This window comes from Micromonospora sp. HM134 (assembly GCF_007833915.1).
In the GTDB taxonomy this organism is placed as follows: Bacteria; Actinomycetota; Actinomycetes; order Mycobacteriales; family Micromonosporaceae; genus Micromonospora; species Micromonospora wenchangensis.
This window is the reverse complement of record NZ_CP041061.1, coordinates 3708462-3725623: the sequence shown is the minus strand read 5'-3', so window position 1 is coordinate 3725623 and position 17162 is coordinate 3708462. Positions and strand designations below refer to the sequence as shown.

Annotated in this window: 20 protein-coding genes; 14 read left to right on the top strand and 6 right to left on the bottom strand. The window is 76.0% G+C overall.

Going from position 1 to position 17162, the window contains the following annotated elements; translation table 11 throughout:
• Positions 1–41 precede the first annotated feature (41 nt).
• A complete protein-coding gene (locus tag FJK98_RS15830; RefSeq protein WP_145919707.1) occupies positions 42–1076 on the bottom strand; it encodes an ABC transporter substrate-binding protein in 1035 nt (344 codons plus the stop codon).
• A gap of 68 nt (positions 1077–1144) precedes the next feature.
• Between FJK98_RS15830 and FJK98_RS15825 the strand changes: the two genes are divergently transcribed.
• From FJK98_RS15825 to FJK98_RS15815, 3 genes are all read left to right on the top strand, one after another.
• Entirely contained in the window at positions 1145–2221 is a 1077-nt protein-coding gene (locus FJK98_RS15825; RefSeq protein WP_145919706.1) for an iron ABC transporter permease, read from the top strand.
• Between the two features lie 89 nt (positions 2222–2310).
• Positions 2311–3282, top strand: coding sequence for an iron chelate uptake ABC transporter family permease subunit (locus FJK98_RS15820; RefSeq protein WP_145922790.1), 972 nt, complete (start codon positions 2311–2313; stop codon positions 3280–3282).
• A gap of 37 nt (positions 3283–3319) precedes the next feature.
• The gene (locus FJK98_RS15815) at positions 3320–4108 is read left to right on the top strand and encodes an ABC transporter ATP-binding protein (protein WP_205789519.1); all 789 of its coding nucleotides are present in this window, start codon (positions 3320–3322) and stop codon (positions 4106–4108) included.
• On the opposite strand, the gene FJK98_RS15810 is transcribed toward FJK98_RS15815, so the two are convergent.
• From FJK98_RS15810 to FJK98_RS15800, 3 genes are read right to left on the bottom strand one after another with little or no spacing between them, the layout of a single operon-like run.
• Positions 4081–4635: a GerMN domain-containing protein gene (locus tag FJK98_RS15810; RefSeq protein WP_145919704.1), complete on the bottom strand. Its 555-nt coding sequence runs from the start codon at positions 4633–4635 to the stop codon at positions 4081–4083. The two genes, FJK98_RS15815 and FJK98_RS15810, sit on opposite strands and share 28 nt — an antisense overlap.
• Positions 4632–5987 (bottom strand): cell wall metabolism sensor histidine kinase WalK, encoded by a 1356-nt coding sequence (locus FJK98_RS15805; protein ID WP_145919703.1) that lies wholly within the window; start codon positions 5985–5987, stop codon positions 4632–4634. The genes FJK98_RS15810 and FJK98_RS15805 overlap by 4 nt, the downstream gene beginning before the upstream one ends.
• The gene (locus FJK98_RS15800) at positions 5984–6667 is read right to left on the bottom strand and encodes a response regulator transcription factor (RefSeq protein ID WP_145919702.1); all 684 of its coding nucleotides are present in this window, start codon (positions 6665–6667) and stop codon (positions 5984–5986) included. The genes FJK98_RS15805 and FJK98_RS15800 overlap by 4 nt, the downstream gene beginning before the upstream one ends.
• Positions 6668–6817: 150 nt before the next feature.
• Between FJK98_RS15800 and FJK98_RS15795 the strand changes: the two genes are divergently transcribed.
• The 4 genes from FJK98_RS15795 (at position 6818) to FJK98_RS15780 (ending at position 8477) form a co-directional block, all read left to right on the top strand.
• Complete coding sequence (locus FJK98_RS15795) at positions 6818–7216, top strand: STAS domain-containing protein (RefSeq protein ID WP_145919701.1); 399 nt, start codon at positions 6818–6820, stop codon at positions 7214–7216.
• On the top strand, positions 7213–7482 hold the full coding sequence (locus FJK98_RS15790; protein WP_145919700.1) for a GlsB/YeaQ/YmgE family stress response membrane protein: 270 nt from the start codon (positions 7213–7215) through the stop codon (positions 7480–7482). Before FJK98_RS15795 ends, FJK98_RS15790 begins: the two co-directional genes overlap by 4 nt.
• Before the next feature lie 105 nt (positions 7483–7587).
• Positions 7588–8196, top strand: a complete 609-nt coding sequence (locus FJK98_RS15785) for an STAS domain-containing protein (RefSeq protein WP_145919699.1) — start codon at positions 7588–7590, stop codon at positions 8194–8196.
• Positions 8190–8477, top strand: a complete 288-nt coding sequence (locus FJK98_RS15780) for a BON domain-containing protein (protein ID WP_145919698.1) — start codon at positions 8190–8192, stop codon at positions 8475–8477. The genes FJK98_RS15785 and FJK98_RS15780 overlap by 7 nt, the downstream gene beginning before the upstream one ends.
• A 40-nt stretch (positions 8478–8517) precedes the next feature.
• Here the strand turns inward: FJK98_RS15780 and FJK98_RS15775 are convergent, their stop codons facing one another.
• Positions 8518–10302 (bottom strand): sulfatase-like hydrolase/transferase, encoded by a 1785-nt coding sequence (locus FJK98_RS15775; RefSeq protein ID WP_168222352.1) that lies wholly within the window; start codon positions 10300–10302, stop codon positions 8518–8520.
• Between the two features lie 56 nt (positions 10303–10358).
• Entirely contained in the window at positions 10359–11189 is an 831-nt protein-coding gene (locus tag FJK98_RS15770; RefSeq protein ID WP_145919697.1) for a CDP-alcohol phosphatidyltransferase family protein, read from the bottom strand.
• Positions 11190–11284: 95 nt separating this feature from the next.
• On the opposite strand from FJK98_RS15770, the gene FJK98_RS15765 reads away from it, so the two are divergent.
• The 7 genes from FJK98_RS15765 to FJK98_RS15730 are packed head-to-tail and all read left to right on the top strand — an operon-like array spanning position 11285 to position 17158.
• The gene (locus FJK98_RS15765; RefSeq protein ID WP_145919696.1) at positions 11285–12280 is read left to right on the top strand and encodes a zinc-binding alcohol dehydrogenase; all 996 of its coding nucleotides are present in this window, start codon (positions 11285–11287) and stop codon (positions 12278–12280) included.
• Positions 12268–12666 carry a 6-carboxytetrahydropterin synthase gene (locus tag FJK98_RS15760; protein WP_145919695.1) on the top strand — a complete coding sequence of 133 codons (399 nt, stop codon included), beginning with the start codon at positions 12268–12270 and terminating at the stop codon, positions 12664–12666. Before FJK98_RS15765 ends, FJK98_RS15760 begins: the two co-directional genes overlap by 13 nt.
• Before the next feature lie 3 nt (positions 12667–12669).
• On the top strand, positions 12670–13704 hold the full coding sequence (locus FJK98_RS15755) for a glycosyltransferase family 4 protein (protein ID WP_145919694.1): 1035 nt from the start codon (positions 12670–12672) through the stop codon (positions 13702–13704).
• Positions 13701–14657: a class I SAM-dependent methyltransferase gene (locus tag FJK98_RS15745; RefSeq protein ID WP_228543580.1), complete on the top strand. Its 957-nt coding sequence runs from the start codon at positions 13701–13703 to the stop codon at positions 14655–14657. Before FJK98_RS15755 ends, FJK98_RS15745 begins: the two co-directional genes overlap by 4 nt.
• Before the next feature lie 55 nt (positions 14658–14712).
• A complete protein-coding gene (locus FJK98_RS15740) occupies positions 14713–15741 on the top strand; it encodes a lysylphosphatidylglycerol synthase domain-containing protein (protein ID WP_145919693.1) in 1029 nt (342 codons plus the stop codon).
• Positions 15742–15753: 12 nt separating this feature from the next.
• On the top strand, positions 15754–16410 hold the full coding sequence (ribA, locus tag FJK98_RS15735) for a GTP cyclohydrolase II (RefSeq protein WP_145919692.1): 657 nt from the start codon (positions 15754–15756) through the stop codon (positions 16408–16410).
• A gap of 1 nt (position 16411) precedes the next feature.
• Complete coding sequence (locus FJK98_RS15730) at positions 16412–17158, top strand: dihydrofolate reductase family protein (protein ID WP_145919691.1); 747 nt, start codon at positions 16412–16414, stop codon at positions 17156–17158.
• Positions 17159–17162: the final 4 nt, after the last annotated feature.

Sequence of the window (17162 nt, the reverse complement as noted above, 5' to 3'; positions counted from 1 at the left end):
GTGTCCGGCACCCCGGGACACCGCCGTCCGCCGCCGGTCGGTCAGCCGAGGCGCTTGGCGGAGCGGATCGCGGCGGCCAGGTTCTCCAGCAGCGGGGCCGCGCCCGCGTACGAGAAGCGGGGCACCGCGTCCCACGGGGTCACCTGGTTGGCCTTGACCGCCGGCAGCTGCGCCCAGGTGGGCTTGGCCGCGAGGTCCTTGGGCTGCAACGCGGTGGAGCGGTTGTCCAGCAGGATCAGGTCGGCCGGGAACTTGCCGGCGTTCTCCCAGCTCAGCGCCTCGAAGTAGTCGCCGGCCTCCAGTTTGGTCGGCACCACGATGTCCACGCCCAGCTCGGCGAAGTACATCAGGTCGGTGCTGACCTTCGGGTTGGAGACGTAGAACAGGTCGGGGCTGCCCGAGGAGGCCATCACCCGGATGCCCGGGTTGGCCCTGACCGCCGCCCGCACCTGCTCGGCGGCGGCCTCGAAGCGGGTCTTGGCCGTGGTGACCTTCGCGGCGGACAGGTCCGCGCCGAGCGAGCGGGCCAGTTCGGCGTACCGCTCGATCGGGCGGGTCATCGGGGTCCGCGCGGTGGCAATCGCGACGCTCGGCGCGAGCTGGAGGATCTTGTCGCGGCTCTCGTCCGGGACGTACCAGAGGGCGTCGGGGTCGTACATGTGGGTGACCAGCAGTTCGGGGCGCAGCGCGGCGTACTTCTCCACGTTGAACTCGCCCCAGACGTTGCCCAGCACGGTGACCTTGTCGACGTCGAGGTCACCGGCCTGCGGCTCGCGGGAGCCGTCGGTACGGGTGGTCTCGCCGAACACCCCGACGAGCGCGGAGTCGAGTCCGAAGTCGACGAGCGCGGCGGCCACCCCGGTGAACGCGACCACCCGGGTCGGCGCGGTGGCCGCCTCGACCTTGCGCTGACGGTCGTCGGTGAAACTCCACGGACCGGCCGGGCCGTTCCCGGCGGGCTTCGCCGGGTCGTCGCCCCCGCCGCAGGCGGCGAGGAACGCGGTCAGGGCCGCACCGCCACCGGCGGCGAGCAGCCCCCGGCGGGACAGGCGGGGTGAGGACGAGGAAGGCAACATGCGACGTCTTTCGATCGGGCCCGGACCGTGACGATCCGCGACGGCACGGTTAGGTTAACCTAACCTAAATCACTGTCAACCCGGCGTGCGCCGCTCTCGTCCCCCAGGAGCCGACCCTGTCCGCCACCCTCTCCCCACCCGCCGCCGCACCGGGCACGGCGCCGACCCGCCGGCGCGTCGGCGTCCGGGCCGCCGGGCTCGGCACGGGCCTGCTGCTGCTCGTCGCCGTGACGGTGCTCAGCATCGCCGTCGGCGCGAAACAGCTCACCCTCGTCGAGGTGTGGCACGGCCTGGTCTCCGGCACCTCCCCCGAGTACGCGGTGGTGCAGCAGATGCGGCTGCCGCGTACGCTGCTCGGGCTGCTCGCCGGCGCGGCCCTCGGGGTGGCCGGCGCCCTGATGCAGGCGCTCACCCGCAACCCGCTCGCCGACCCCGGCCTACTCGGCATCAACGCCGGCGCGTCCGCCGCCGTGGCCACCGCCACCGCCCTGCTCGGCGTCGCCACGGTCCGGGGCTGGATCTGGTTCGCCCTGCTCGGAGCGGTGATCGTCACGGTGGCGGTGCACGCCGTCGGCGGCGGCCGACAGGCCACCCCGGAACGGCTCGCGTTGGCCGGGGCCGCCTTCAACGCGGTGCTCTACTCGTTCGTCAGCGCCGTGATGCTGCTCGACGCGGCCTCGCTGGACCGGCTGCGGTTCTGGACGGTCGGCTCGCTGGCCACCGCCGACTTCACCACCGTCGCCACGGTGGCCCCGTTCATCCTGGCCGGCCTGCTGGTCGGGCTGGCCGGGGCCCGCCCGCTCAACGCCCTGGCCCTCGGCGACGACGCGGCCCGTGCGCTGGGCGCCCGCCCCGCCCTGATCCGGGCCGGCACGGTCACCGCGGTCACCCTGCTCTGCGGCGCGGCCACCGCCGCCTGCGGCCCGATCGTCTTCGTCGGCCTGCTCGTCCCCCACCTGGTCCGCGCGCTGACCGGCCCGGACCTGCGCTGGCTGCTGCCCTACGCGGCGGTGCTCGCCCCGGTGCTGCTGCTCGGCGCGGACGTGCTCGGCCGGGTCCTCGGCCGGCCCGGGGAACTCCAGGTCGGCCTGGTCACCGCCGTACTCGGCGGCCCGCTGTTCCTGCGTCTGGTGGCCCGCCGGTGAACCGCACCCGTCCCGCCGTCCCACCGGCCCGGCCGCTGGCCCGGGCGATCCGGATCGGCACCCGCTCGGTCCGCTGGCGCGGCCGTAGCATGACCGTCGGGCTGGTCGCCGTCGCCCTGGCCGTCGTCCTCGGGGTGCTCGCGATCGGTGGCGGCGACTATCCGATGAGCACCGCCGACGTGCTGCGCACGCTGACCGGCGGCGGCAGCGTCGCCGAGAACTTCATCGTCGGCGAGCTGCGACTGCCCCGGCTGGTGACCGCGCTCGGCGTCGGCGCGGCCCTGGCGCTGTCCGGGGCGATCCTCCAGTCGCTGGTCCGCAACCCGCTGGGCAGCCCCGACGTGCTCGGTGTCACCCAGGGCGCGTCGACCGGCGCGCTGATCGTGGTGGTGGCCGGTGGCGGCACCCTGCTGCTGTCCGGCGCGGCGCTGCTCGGCGGCCTCGCCACCGGCCTGCTGCTGTGGACGGTCGCCGGCCGGCACGGCGTGCACGGCTACCGGCTGGTGCTGGTCGGCATCGGCACCACGGCGATCCTCACCGGCGTCAACGGGTGGCTGCTCACCCGGGCCCCGCTGATGGACGCGGCCCGCGCCGTGCTCTGGCTCACCGGCAGCCTCGACGGGCGGGACTGGGCGCAGGCCGTCCCGCTGCTCGGCCTGCTGGCGCTGCTGACGCCGGTGGTGGTCGGCACCGCCCGCGCGCTGTCCCTGATCGAACTGGGCGACGACACCGCCACCGCGCTCGGCGTGCCGGTGTCGCTGGTACGGCAACTGCTGCTCGGCGCGGCGGTGCTGCTCGCCGCCGGGGCGGCGGCCGCCGCCGGACCGGTGTCCTTCGTGGCCCTGGTCGCGCCGCACCTGGCCCGCCGGCTCACCCGGGCACCCGGGCCGAACCTGGCCGCCGCCGCCGGCACCGGGGCGGTGCTGCTGCTCGCCGCCGACCTGGCCGCCCAGCGGACCATCGAGGGCCACCAACTTCCCGTCGGGGTGGTCACCGGGTTGATCGGCGGGGCCTACCTGGTGTGGCTGCTCGCCGCGCGCCGTCGCGCGGCACGGATCTGAGGAGGACGCGGTGACGAGTCGACTCGGCGGGGTCGGGATGACCCTGGCCTACGAACGGCGGGTGGTGGCCCGGGACCTGACGGTGGCCGTGCCGGACCGGTCGTTCACGGTGGTGATCGGCCCCAACGCCTGCGGCAAGTCCACCCTGCTGCGGGCCCTGGCGCGGACGCTGCGGCCGACCGCCGGCACCGTGCTGCTCGACGGCCGGGACATCCACACGATGCGGTCCCGGGAGGTGGCCCGCACCCTCGGCCTGCTGCCGCAGTCGTCGGTCGCGCCGGAGGGCATCACCGTGGCCGACCTGGTCACCCGGGGCCGCTACCCGCACCAGGGGCTGCTGCGGCAGTGGTCGACCGAGGACGAACGGGTGGTGGCCGAGTCGATGGCCGCCACCGGCGTCACCGAGCTGGCCGCACGGCCCGTCGACGAACTCTCCGGCGGGCAGCGGCAGCGGGTCTGGATCGCGATGGCGCTGGCCCAGCAGACCTCCCTGCTGCTGCTCGACGAACCCACCACCTACCTGGACGTCGCACACCAGATCGAGGTGCTCGACCTGTGCGCCCGGCTGCACGAGGAGCAGGGCCGCACCCTGGTCGCGGTGCTGCACGACCTGCACCACGCCGCCCGCTGGGCCACCCACCTGATCGCCATGCGCGACGGTCGGGTGGTGGCCCAGGGCGACCCGCGCGAGGTGGTCACCGCCGCCCTCGTCGAGGAGGTGTTCGGGCTGCCCTGCCGGATCCTCGAGGACCCGGAGACGGGCACCCCGATGGTCGTGCCCCGGGCCCGGCGCGGGCGTCAGTCCGGGCCGGTGAGCGCCGGGTAGTCGGCGGCGGTCAGCGGACCGGCCGACAGCGAGCCGTCGGCGCGGGGCACCTCCAGCGGCCGGCCGCGCAGCAGGAACGACACCCCGGCGACGTCGGAACGGCTGTCCAGGGTGCAGACGATCTGCCCGTAGGCGAGCACCTCGTCGCTGCGGCCGGACTCCTCCCCCGGCGGCTCCACCTCCACCTGGGCCCGCCCGTCGACCAGCCGGGCGCCGAGCACGTGCACCGCGCCGGGCAGGGCGGTGCCGAAGCCGACCGCCCGTTCGGCCCGGGTGGGGCCGGTCAGCAGGCGGCGCAGGTGCCCGTCCACCCCGCCGGCCGCGTCGACCTGCCGGACCGTACGCACCAGTTGACCGCCGCGGACCAGGCAGAACGCCTGCTCCACCCGGCCCGGGGCGCTGCTCGCGGCCGGGGCGGCGGGCGGACCGAACGGCGGTTCGACCGCCCGGGGCCGCTCGTCGGCCGGCACCCCGCAGCCGGCGAGCAGCAGCACCGCCACCAGCGTCGACGCCAGCCGGCGGGTCACGGCCGGCTCCCCGGCAGCTCCACCCGGAACCGGGCGCCGCCGCCGGGCCGGTCGGACACGCCGGCCCGTCCACCGTGGGCGGCCGCGTGCTGGGCGACCAGCGCCAGGCCCAGGCCGGTCCCGTCGCCGCCGGCCCGGTCGTGCGCGGCCCGGCCCCGGACGAACCGGTCGAAGACCACCTCCCGGTCGGCCACCGGCACCCCCGGGCCGGCGTCATCGACCTCGACCACTCCCGTGCCGTCGGAGAGCCACAGCCGCACCGCGACCGGGCCGCCGCCGTAGCGGACCGCGTTGTCCAGCAGGTTGACCAGCAGCTGCTCCAGCCGGCGGGGGTCGACCGACCAGCGTCCCGGCGCGGGCGGCCCGGCGTCCACCAGCGACCCGGGCAGGCCCCGCCCCCGGCACACCTGGTGGGCCAGCGCCACCACGTCGACCTCCTCGCGCTGCGCCGGCCGGTCGCTGCGGGCCAGCTCGATCAGGTCGTTGACCAACTGCTGGAACCGGGTGATCTCCTCGCTGACCAGGCCGGCGGCGGTGGCCGTCCGGTCGTCCAACCGGTCCCGCCGCCGGGCCAGCACGCTCGCCGCCGCCGACAGCGTCTGCAACGGCGAGCGCAGCTCGTGGGCGACGTCGGCGGCGAACCGCCGGTCCCGCTCGATGCGGACCGCGACCTGGTCGGCCATCCGGTTGAACGAGGTGGAGAGCCGGGCCAGGTCCGGGTCGGTGCCGGGGGCGAGCCGGGCCGTCACGTCCCCCGCCGCGATCTTCTCGGCCGCGTCGGCCACCGCCGTCAACGGCCGCAGCCCGTGCCGGGTGGCGTACCAGCCCAGCGCCGCGCCGGAGCCGGCGATGGTGACCGCCACCACGGTCAACGCCAACGCCAGCACCTGGAAGGTCTGCTCCAGCTCCCGCAGCGAGGTGATCTCGTAATAGCCGGTCGAGTCGGCCAGCGGCACCCCGACCAGCAGCGCCGGCTGCCCGTCGACGCGGACCCGCTGCACCGCCGGCTCGCCGTCGGCGACCATCGCCATCAGCCCGGCCGGCACCGCGCCGGACGGACCCTCGTCGGCGGTGCGGGCGTACCAGCGGCCGTCCCGGTGCACCAGGGCCCGGCGGCTGCCCCCGGTGTCCAGGGTGCGCAGCACCTCGTAGACGTCCGGGGTGTCGGTGTCCAGGCCGGCGCGGACCACCGCCGCGTCGAAGTACGCCGCCCGCAGCGCCGTGCGCTCCCGCTCGTCGAGCAGCGAACGGCGCACCAGCTCGTACGAGATCAACGCCATCAGCGCCGACAGCAGCAACGCCCCGATCGCGAACGCGGCGGTGACCCGGGCCCGCAGGCCGAGCCGCCTCATCGTTGCAGCTTGTAGCCGAGGCCCCGCAGGGTGACCAGGTGCCGGGGGTTCGCCGGATCGGCCTCGATCTTCTGCCGCAGCCGGCCCACGTGCACGTCGACCAGCCGCTCGTCGCCGGTCTCGTAGCCCCACACCCGGCTGAGCAGCTGCTGGCGGGACAGCACCCGCCCGGCGTGCTCGGCCAGCTCGCAGAGCAACCGGAACTCGGTGCGGGTCACCGGCACCGGCCGCCCCGACCGGCGCACCTCACCGGCCTCCGGGCTGATCTCCAACGGGCCGAAGACCAGCACCGGCACCGCCGCCGACGGCGCGACGGCGGTCCGGCCCCGCCGGCGCAGCGCCCGCAACCGGGCCGAGAGTTCCTTGATGGCGACCGGCTTGACCAGGTAGTCGTCCGCGCCCGCCTCCAACGCGGCGACGATGTCGTGGGTGTCGTCGCGGGCGCTGACCACCACGATCGGCACGTCGTCGTCGCGGCGCAACTGCCTGATGCACTCGAACCCGTCCAGGCCGGGCAGCATCAGGTCGACCAGGACGTAGTCGGCGGTGTCCTGCCGCTGCGCCCGCAACCCCTCCTCGGCCGTGGCCGCCCCGCGCGCCAGGTAGCCCTCGTCCTCCAGGGCCAGCAGCAGCGCCAGACGGATCCGGTCGTCGTCCTCGATCACCAGTACGCCCGCCATCGGGAAATGGTGCCCGGTACCCGCCGACGATGACGAACCGGGCACGGCGAACGCGGGATTTGTCACGCAACTGACATACGTCCGCGCGGCGGTCGCCAACCTCGCCCCGGAGGCTGGGGCCGGACAGCGAGCGTGGAAGGAGGCCGAGTCGTGGGAGCGTCCCGCCCGGAGTGCACCGTACCGCTGGTGGAGGTGTGCGTCACCGACGACCTGGACCTGGCCGCGCTGGCCCGGTCCCGGCAGGTCTTCGACCGGCTCGTCGCGCTGCGCCCGACCCACGTGGTGGTGGACCTGTCCGAATGCCGGCATCTCGACGCGGCCGGCATCGGCCTGCTGCTCGACGTACACCGCGAACTGGCCCGCCACGGCGGCGTGCTGACCCTGCGGGACCCCAGCGCCCGGGCGTTGCGCGTGCTGAGCGCCGCCCGGGTGTCCCGGGTGCTGCCGATGGTCACCACCCCACGGGCCCTGCGGGTGGACGGCGGGCAGGTCCCGTCCGCCGCCCACCGGCAGCCCGCCGTGGGCCGGGTCCGGGAGCACAGCCGATGAGCGTGCCCGGGATCGTCGCCGCCGTCGTCGTCGGGCTCGTCATCGGCACGCTGGGACGGCTCGTCGTCGGAGGCCGTACGCAGGTCCCGCTCTGGCTCACCCTCGCCGTCGGCCTGGTCGCCGCGCTGCTCGGCACCATCGTCAGCCGGCTCGTCGGCATCGACAGCGACGGCTACACCCTGCGGCAGCTGATCGTGCAGGTCGGCCTGGCCGGGGTCGCCGTGGCGCTGGTCGTCGGCACCGCCGGCGGCCGGACCGAGCCCTGACCCACCGGAACCGGTCGTGGTCCGGCGCGCGGGGTCTCCGGTCGACCACCGCGCGCCGGACCGCGACCACCGGACCGCCACGGCCATCCTCGAGGAGGAGATCCGATGACCGTCGTACCGGACGAACCGCTGATGACGCTGATCTGTGACAGCTGCGGGGCGGTGGCGAGCGGCCCGGCCTGCGTCCTGCCCGACGCCGAGGTGGTCTGGACGTTCGTCGCCGAGCAGGGCTGGACCGGATCGCCGTTCGCCACCGGACCGCACCGCTGCCCCCGCTGCGAGCTGACCCACGAACCGGGCCCGGTGCCGGCGCGCGTCCCGCGCCGCGCCGACCCGCTCGGTGTGCTCGGCGTCGAGCACCTGGACGAGGTCGCGGTCGTCACCGCCGCCGGTGACCTGGACCTCGCCACCGGCGACGCCCTGCACGGCGCGCTGACGGAGGCCGTCGGGGCCGACCGGCACGTGGTGGTCGACCTGGTCCGGGTGCACCTGATCGACTCCACCGCGCTCGGTGAGCTGGTGCGGGCCCGGCAGGACGCCCGGCAGCGCGGCCGGCGGCTCAGCCTCGCCGGGCCGTCCCGGTTCGTCCGCACCGTGCTGCACACCATGCGGCTGGACCGGGTGTTCCCGGTCTTCGACACCCGCCGGGCGGCGGTGGACTGGTCCCGGTCCGCCGCGACCGAGCGGCCCCGGGAGCGGAGCACGGCATGGTGATGCCGTGGCCGCTGCCCGACGACAGCTGGTTCCGTCCGCAGCCCGACCCGCCGGGCCCGCCCGGGGAGGACGTCCGGCTGGCCGCCGAGGTGGCGTACCGGATCGTCGGCGGGGTCGGCCTGCGGGCCCGGCGGATCACCGTCACCGTGCAGAACCGGGTGGCGATCCTCGGTGGGGTCGTCCCCGACGTCGACGCCCGGCAGCTCGCCGGCCAGGTCGCCTGGCAGGTGCCCGGCGTGGTCGACGTGTGCAACGCGGTCAGGTTGGCCGCGAAACGCTGACCGCCCGGCGTCGGGGACGCCGGACGGTCGGCGCGGGACCTCAGCGCGGCGCGGCGACGTGGGCGGGCGGTTGCGGGCCGAAGGCGGCGAGGAACCGGTCGCGGAAGGTGTCCATCGGCCACACCGGTGCGTCCGGCCCGGGACGCAGCCCCTCCTGCCAGCCCCAGCCGGACACCCGGTCCAGCACCGCCGGGTCGCGGGCGAGCACGGTGACCGGCACGTCCCGGCTCGCGTTCGGGCCGGTGACCAGCGGGGACGGCTGGTGGTCACCGAGGAAGACCAGCACCGTGTCGTCGTCGCCGTAGGTCTCGACGTAGGAGATCAGGCTGTTCAGCGAGTACTCGATGGCCCGGCGGTAACCGGTGCGCACCTCGGTGGTGCTGCGCCCCACCACGTCCTTCGGGTTGAACGCCACCGACGTCGGCCGGCGGTAGATCGAGCCGTCCCCGACGTGGTCCCAGTCGAGCATCCGGGGGATCGCCGCCCACGGGGAGTGGCTGGAGATCAGCGGGATCTGCGCCATGATCGGGGCGTGGCCGGGGGTCCGCTCCCGGCGCTGGAAGGTGGCCAGGGTGTACTGGTCGGGCATCGGGGCGTAGCTGAACTGCGGGCCCCGGTAGTCCAGCCCCGCCGCGTCGTGGTAGCGGTCGTAGCCGAAGAACGCCCCCTCCGGCCAGGGTGAGGTGGCCGCCGGCATCACCCCGACGGTCTGCCAGCCGGCCTTCCGGAACGCCTTGTTGAGGGTCAGCCGGTCGCTGGCCAGCAGGCTGTCGTGCCGCTGCTGGTTGTCGATCCACAGCCCGGACAGCAGCGTGTCGTGGGCCAGCCAGCTTCCCCCGCCGGAGGTGGGCGAGGTCAGGAAGCCGCTGCGGGCGGTGAACCCGGCGGCGGCCAGTCGCTTCGTGCCCCCGTCGAGCACCGCGCCGACCCCACCGGAGAACTCCGGGTCCTCGACGGCGTCCCGGCCGTAGCTCTCCACGAAGGCCAGCAGCACGTCCTTGCCGCGCAGCGCGGTGAGCAGCTGGTCGCCCGGGGTGTCCCGGTAGGCGTCCCGGGCCACCTGGTCGGCGAACTCCCGCCGGTCGCGCAGGCCCGCACCGGCCTGGCCGACGTGCTGCCCGACCAGGGTCGCCGTGTTGGAGTCGGCGACCGGCACGCCGAGCGTCGCCGCGGCCACCCAGACGGCGGTCAGGCCGGCCACCACCCGGACGGCGGTCCGGCGGTGCCCGGTCGTCAGCCGGGTCAGCCGCAGCACCGACCGGGTGGTGAGCACCAGCAGGGCGACCACCAGGGCGACCAGAGCGACGGCGGCGGCGACCGCGCCGCCGGTGCCCACCGAGTCGGTGACGAAGGCGTAGCCGTCGTCGAGCAGCACCCAGTCGAGGACCAGGTCGAACGGGCGGGCGAAGCTGGCCGACATGCCCAGGTCGAGGACCTTGACGACGGCGACCAGCCCCAGCGCCACCCCGACCGCCACCGCGGCCGGCCGCCGGGCCCGGCCGGGCAGCGCCAGCAGCAGGGCGGCGGCGACCAGCGCCTCGACCGGCACCCGCAGGAACGCCACCGGGGTGAGCTGGTCGAACCGGCCCGGCGCGGTCAGCACCGCCAGGACCAGCAGCCCGGCCAGCACGGTGGTCACCCGTCCGGCGACCGTACGCCACCGTCCCCGGCCCGCCCCGGCGATGTCCGGCGGCGTCGGATCGGCGGCGACGTCCGGCCCGTCGGCCCCGGAGAGCCCGGCGGGCGCGGCATCCCCGGAAGGCCCGGCGTCCCCGGCGGGCTCGGCTGCCGTGCTCGGGCGGCGCAGGCGTGACAACAACGACACTCCGGATGGTCCTTCCTGGGGAGGGTCCCGGCGCGCGGCCGGGTCGGCGGGCCGGGTCAGACCGGCTGGTGGGCGACGAACGGCCGGTCGGTGATCGTGTCCACCCGGGGCCGCACCGATGGTACGGACGGCAGCGCCGCGACGGCCGGCACCGGCAGCGCCGCGACGGGCGTCGGCGCGGTGACCCGGGCGGGCCGGCTCGACCGGTGCCACCACAGCCAGCCGACGTCGTGGCCGAACGACTCGACCAGCAGCGCCAACGCCACCGCCGCCAGCACGGCGGTCACCGGCCGGGCCAGCATGTCGGCGGCGACGACGAGCAGCAGCACCCCCTGGGTGGCGGCGACCACCTTGCGCCAGAAGCGGGGCGGCAGCGTCCCCCGCATCCAGGGCAGCAGCCAGCCGGCGACGACGAAGGCGTAGCGCAGGCCACCGATGGCGAGCACCCACGGCCCCACCGCCGGTGTCACCTGGACGCTGAGCACCAGGATGAGGAACGCGTCGACCTCCATGTCGAAGCGCGCGCCGAGCGTGCTGGCCGTGCCGGTGCGCCGGGCCACCCAGCCGTCCACCGCGTCCAGGGCCAGCGCCACCGCCGTCATCGGCACCAGCACCGCCAGCGGGGCCGGGCCGGAGAAACCGGTGACGACCAGGGCGGTCACCCCGCCGACCAGCACCCCCCGGGTCAGCGTCACCCGGTCGGCCGGCCCGAGCCGGTCGACGCCCCGGCGGCGCAGGCCGCGCTGCAACGCGACGCAGGTGACCACGCCGTACGCGAGGCCGGCCAGCCAGCCGGCGACGTCGAGCCCGACGGTCGCGGCCAGCCCGGCCAGCAGGACGGTCTGTGCGGTCAGGCCGAGCACCGGACCGGTTCGAACCCTGGACACCCTGCCTCCGTGTTTATGATCGACGACCTCGGCAGTGGGTACGCAGGACGCGGCCGTTTCGTTCGGTTCCGCCGGCAGAAGAGGAGAAAACCCGCGTGATCCACGATGCCCGGGCCTTCTGGCTCTGCTCCCCCGGCGTCGGCGAGCTCAGGACGGTGACCCTGCCCACGCCGGGCCCCGACGAGGTGCTGGTCCGCAGCCTCTACTCCGGGGTGAGTCGCGGCACCGAGACGCTGGTCTTCACCGGCAGTGTGCCACCGGGCCAGTACACGGCGATGCGCGCCCCGTTCCAGGAGGGCGACTTCCCCGCCCCGGTCAAGTACGGCTACCTCAGCGTCGGGGTGGTCGAGGCCGGCCCGGCGGCGCTGCGCGGCCGGACGGTGTTCTGCCTGCACCCGCACCAGAGCGCGTACGTGGTGCCGGCGTCGGCGGTGACCCCGGTGCCGGACGACGTGCCGGCGGCCCGCGCGGTGCTCGCCGGCACGGTGGAGACGGCGGTCAACGCGCTGTGGGACGCCGCCCCGCTGGTCGGCGACCGGGTCAGCGTGGTCGGCGGCGGGATGGTGGGGTGCAGCGTGGCGGCCCTGCTGGCCCGCTTCCCCGGGGTGCGGGTGGAGCTGGTCGACGCCGATCCGGCGCGGGCGGCGGTCGCCACGGCGCTGGGCGTCGACTTCGCCGTGCCCGAGGCGGCGACCGGGGGCCGGGACCTGGTGGTGCACGCCAGCGCCACCGCCGCCGGATTGCAGCGCAGCCTGGACCTGCTCGCCCCGGAGGGCACCGTGGTCGAGCTGAGCTGGTACGGCGACCGGCCGGTGGAGCTGTCGCTGGGCGGGGCGTTCCACGCCGGCCGGTTGACGGTCCGCAGCAGCCAGGTCGGCACGGTCTCCCCGGCGCGGGCGTCCCGGCGGGACTTCGCCGACCGGCTGACGCTGGCCCTGGAGCTGCTCGCCGACCCGGTGTTCGACGCGCTGCTGACCGGGCGGTCCCGCTTCGCGGAGCTGCCCGCCGTGCTCGCCCGGCTGGCCTCGGGGGAACTTCCCGCGCTGTGCCATCTGATCACCTACGACGAGGAGACGCCGTGTTCAGCGTGACCGTACGGGACCACATCATGATCGCCCACAGCTTCCGGGGGGAGGTGTTCGGGCCGGCGCAGAAGCTGCACGGGGCGACCTTCGTCGTCGACGCCACCTTCCGCCGCACCGAGCTGGACGACGACGGCATCGTGGTGGACATCGGCCGGGCGACCGACGAGCTGAAGGCGGTGCTGGCCGACCTGACGTACCGGAACCTGGACGACGAGCCGGCGTTCGCCGGGCAGAACACCACCACCGAGGTGCTGTGCCGGGCCATCGCCGACCGGCTCGCCGACCGGGTGCACGCCGGTGGGCTGGGCGCGGGCGCCCGGGAGCTGGCCGGGATCACGGTCACCCTGCACGAGTCGCACATCGCCTGGGCCAGCTACGAGCGGTCGTTGTAGCCCGTGCGGGCGGTGCACGTCGTCCTGCCCGGCGACATCGACGACCCGGCCACCCCCAGCGGCGGCAACGCGTACGACCGGCGGGTCTGCGCCGGGCTGGCGGCGGCCGGCTGGACGGTGCGCGAACACGGCGTACCCGGGGACTGGCCGCACCCCGACGGGGCGGCGCGGGCGCGGCTGGCCGGGCTGCTCGCGGCCCTGCCGGACGGCGTGCCGGTGCTCTACGACGGGCTGGTCGCCTCGACCGTGCCGGAGTTGCTGGCGGCGCAGGCCGGCCGGCTGCGCCAGGTGGTGCTGGTGCACATGCCGCTCGGCGACGACGCCGAGGCGCGCGCCCTGCCGCTCGCCGACGCGCTCGTCACCACCAGCGGCTGGACCCGGGAGCTGCTGCTGGCCCGGCACCGGATCGACCCGGCCCGGGTGACGGTGGCCACCCCGGGGGTCGACCCGGCCGACGTCGCCCCCGGCACGGCCGCCGGCACCATGCTGCTCTGCGTCGCGGCGGTCACCCCGGTCAAGGGGCACGACGTGCTGCTCGACGCGCTGACCGGGCTGGTCGACCGGCCGTGGACGTTGGACTGCGTGGGCGCGCTGGACCGCGATCCGGCCTTCGTGGCCGGGCTGCGGCGGCGGGCCGGGCGGGACGGGACGGCCGGGCGGGTGCGCTGGCACGGGCCGGTGACCGGGCCGGCGTTGGACGCGGCGTACGCGGGGGCGGATCTGCTGGTCCTGCCGTCGCGGGCCGAGACCTACGGGATGGTGGTGGTCGAGGCCCTGGCCCGGGGGATTCCGGTGCTCGGCAGCACGGTCGGCGGGGTGCCGGAGGCGCTGGGCCGGGCCGGCGACGGTGCCGCGCCCGGGGTGCTGGTGCCGCCGGGCGACCCGGTGGCGCTGGCCGGCGCCCTGCGCCGCTGGCTGCACTCGGCCGACCTGCGGGACCGGCTGCGCCACGCGGCCCGGGGCCGGCGGGCCGACCTGCCCGGGTGGCCGGCCACCGTGACGATCGTCTCCCAGGTGCTGGACGGAGTGAGGACATGACCGCGTACGCCACCGAACCGTTCGCCGACTGGCTGCGGCTGCGGGAACCCGCCGACGCCGACGCCCGCAGCGGGGACCTGGTCGACCTGCTCCGCGCCCGGCTCACCGGCACCGGGCCGGCCGCCGACGCCGGTGGGGTCGGCGGGCCGGCCGCAGACGCCGGTGCGTCGGGCCTGTCGCCGGCCGGTGAGGGCGGGCCCGGGATGCTGGTGACCGGCGTCGGCTCGGTCACGTCGCTGCGCGGGGACCGGCCGTGGGTGGTGCACGACCTGGGCAGCGGCACCGGGTCGATGCTGCGCTGGCTGGCCCCGCTGCTGCCCGGCCCGCAGCGCTGGGTGCTGCACGACCGGGACCCGGGGCTGCTCGACCGGGCCGGCGCGGCGGTGCCGGTGGCCGCCGACGGCAGCCCGGTGCGGGTGCTCACCCGGCAGGGCGACATCACCCGGCTGACCCCCGCCGACCTGGCCGACGCGGACCTGGTCACCGCGTCGGCGCTGCTGGACATGCTCACCGCCGACGAGATCACCCGGATCGTGGCCGCCTGCGCGGGCGTCGGCTGCCCGAGCCTGTTCGTGCTCTCGGTGGTCGGTCGGGTGCGGTTCGACCCCGCCGACCCGCTGGACGCCGAGATCGCCGCCGCCTTCGACGCCCACCAGCGGCGTACCGTCGACGGCCGGGCCCTGCTCGGCCCGGACGCCGCCGGGGTGGCCGTCGCCCAGTTCGCCCGGCACGGGATGCCGGTGACCGTGCGGGAGACCCCGTGGCGGCTGGGGCCGCAGCGGGCGGAACTGATCGTGGAGTGGTTCGACGGCTGGCTGGAGGCGGCCGTCGAGCAGCGCCCCGACCTGGCCGACCGGACGGCCGGGTACGCCCGGTGGCGGCGGGCCGAGGCGGCGGCCGGTCGGCTCACCGTCACTGTCGGCCACGACGACCTGCTCGCCGGGGTGGAATGAACCGGTTCGCCGGCCGCTACGTGAGAAGGGACAGGATCTCCGGAGGAGGAACCGCGTGTCATCCGACGCCACCGGCACGTCACCCGCCCGCGCCCGTACGGCCTGGGCCTGGGTGAGCAACCTGGGCGGGGTGGCCCTGGTCGGCGCGCTGCTGTGGTGGCTGGGCACCGGTCCGGCCCTGGCCGGGCTACGCCGGATCGACGCCCCGACGGTGCTGGGCGCGCTGGCCCTGGGCGCGCTGGCCGCGGTCGGCTGCGCGTGGCGGTGGCGGCTGGTCGCCGAGGCGCTCGGCGTCCGCCTGCCGCTGGGCGCGGCGGTGGCCGACTGCTACCGGGCGGTGTTCCTCAACGCGACGCTGCCCGGCGGGGTGCTCGGGGACGTGCACCGGGCGGTGCGGCACGGCCGAGAGGCCGGTGACCTGGGCCGGGCCGTCCGCGCGGTGGTCTGGGAGCGGACCGCCGGGCAGCTGGTCCAGGTGGTGCTGGCGGTGGCGCTGCTGCTGGCACTGCCCTCGCCGGTGCGGCCGTACCTGCCGACGGTGACGGCGGTGGCGGTGGCGGTCGGCCTGGCGCTGGTGGTGCTGGTGCGGGCGCTGCCCCGGTCGGGGCCGTCGCGGCAGGCCCGCGCGGTGCGCGCCGCCGTCGAAGACGTGCGGGCCGGGCTGCTGGGCCGGCGAACGGGGCCGGGGGTGCTGCTGACCTCGACGGTGGTGGTCGGCTGCCACCTGGCGACGTTCGTGCTCGCGGCCCGGGTGGCCGGGGTCACCGCGCCGCTGGCGGTGCTGGTGCCGCTGACCCTGCTGGCATTGTTGGCGATGGGCCTGCCCGCCAACATGGCGGGTTTCGGTCCGCGCGAGGGCGTCGCCGCCTGGGCGTTCGGGGCAGCCGGCCTGGGTGCCGCCGAGGGGGTGGCGACCGCCCTGGTGTACGGGGCGCTGGTGCTGGTGGCGGCCCTGCCGGGCGCCGCCGTGCTGGTGCTGCGGGGTCGCCCGTCCGCGCTGCGCGGACGACCGGGTGACCGTACGGTGGGAAGCCAGGGTGGTTCCTCACCGGTACCCGCTGCCGGGCTGGCCGGCAGCGCCTGACAGAGGAGACACATGTACGACGCACTGCCGGCCGCGACGGTCCGGACACAGGTCACGGTCCCGCTGCGGTTCCCCGACGGGTACGCCACCACGGCCCGGGTCTTCTCCTTCGACGGGCTGGTGGACGGGCGGGAGCACCTGGCGTTCGGGTTGGGCGACTGGGCGGGCGCGCTGCGCCGGCACGCGGCGGGCGGGGCGGCGCCGCTGGTCCGTCCGCACAGCGAGTGCCTGACCGGGGACGTCTTCGGCAGTCAGCGCTGCGACTGCGGCCCGCAACTGCGCGAGGCGGTGCAGCGGATCTCCGACGCCGGTGGTTTCCTGCTCTACCTGCGGCAGGAGGGACGCGGCATCGGCCTCTACCCGAAGCTGGACGCGTACGCCCTGCAGGACGCCGGGTTGGACACCTACGAGGCGAACGTGGCGCTCGGGCACGACGAGGACGAACGGGACTACCGGGCCGCCGCGCAGATGCTGACGGTGCTCGGGGTGCCGGAGCTGGTGCTGCTGAGCAGCAACCCGGACAAGGCCGAGCAGTTGACCCGGTTGGGGGTGGCGGTGGCCGAGGTGGTGCCGACCGGGGTGTTCCTCTCCCCCGCCAACGCCGACTACCTGGCGGCGAAGGCCAGCCGGGCCGCCGCCCGGGCCGTCGACCTGCCGTCGTTGAACTGAGATGGGTGTCGTACCGGCCGGGACGACGGCCACCGCCGTGCCGGCGTCGACCGGACGGCCGTACGTGCTGCTGAGCTGCGCCACGTCGATCGACGGCTACATCGACGACGCCACGCAGGAGCGGCTGCTGCTGTCCAACGCCGAGGACATGGAGCGCATCGACGCCGTCCGGGCCGGTTGTGACGCGATCCTGGTCGGCGCGGGCACGATCCGGGCCGACGACCCCCGGCTGGTGGTCCGTTCGGCGCGGCTGCGGGCCGCCCGGCAGGCCGCCGGGTTGCCGCCGTCGCCGGTGAAGGTGACGATGACCGCCCGGGGGCTGCTGGACCCGCAGGCCCGGTTCTTCACCGTCGGGGACGCCGAGAAGGTGGTCTACTGCGCCGGGCCGGCGGTGGACAGGGCCACCGAGCTGCTGGCCGGGCTGGCCACCGTGGTCGACGCGGGTGACCCGTTGGACCCGGCCCGGGTGCTGGCGGACCTGGCCGGCCGGGGGGTGCAGCGGTTGATGGTGGAGGGCGGCGCGTCGGTGCACGCCCAGTTCCTCACCGCCGGCCTCGCCGACGAGCTGCACCTGGTGGTCGCCCCGTTCTTCGTCGGCGACCGGCGGGCGCCCCGGTTCGTCGGTGACGGCGCGTTCCCGTGGCATCCCGGCCGGCGGGCCCGGCTCGCCGAGGTACGCCAGATCGGCGACGTGGTGCTGATGCGGTACGCCCTGTCGGAGCGCTGCGCCGACGGGGTGCCGGCATGAGCGA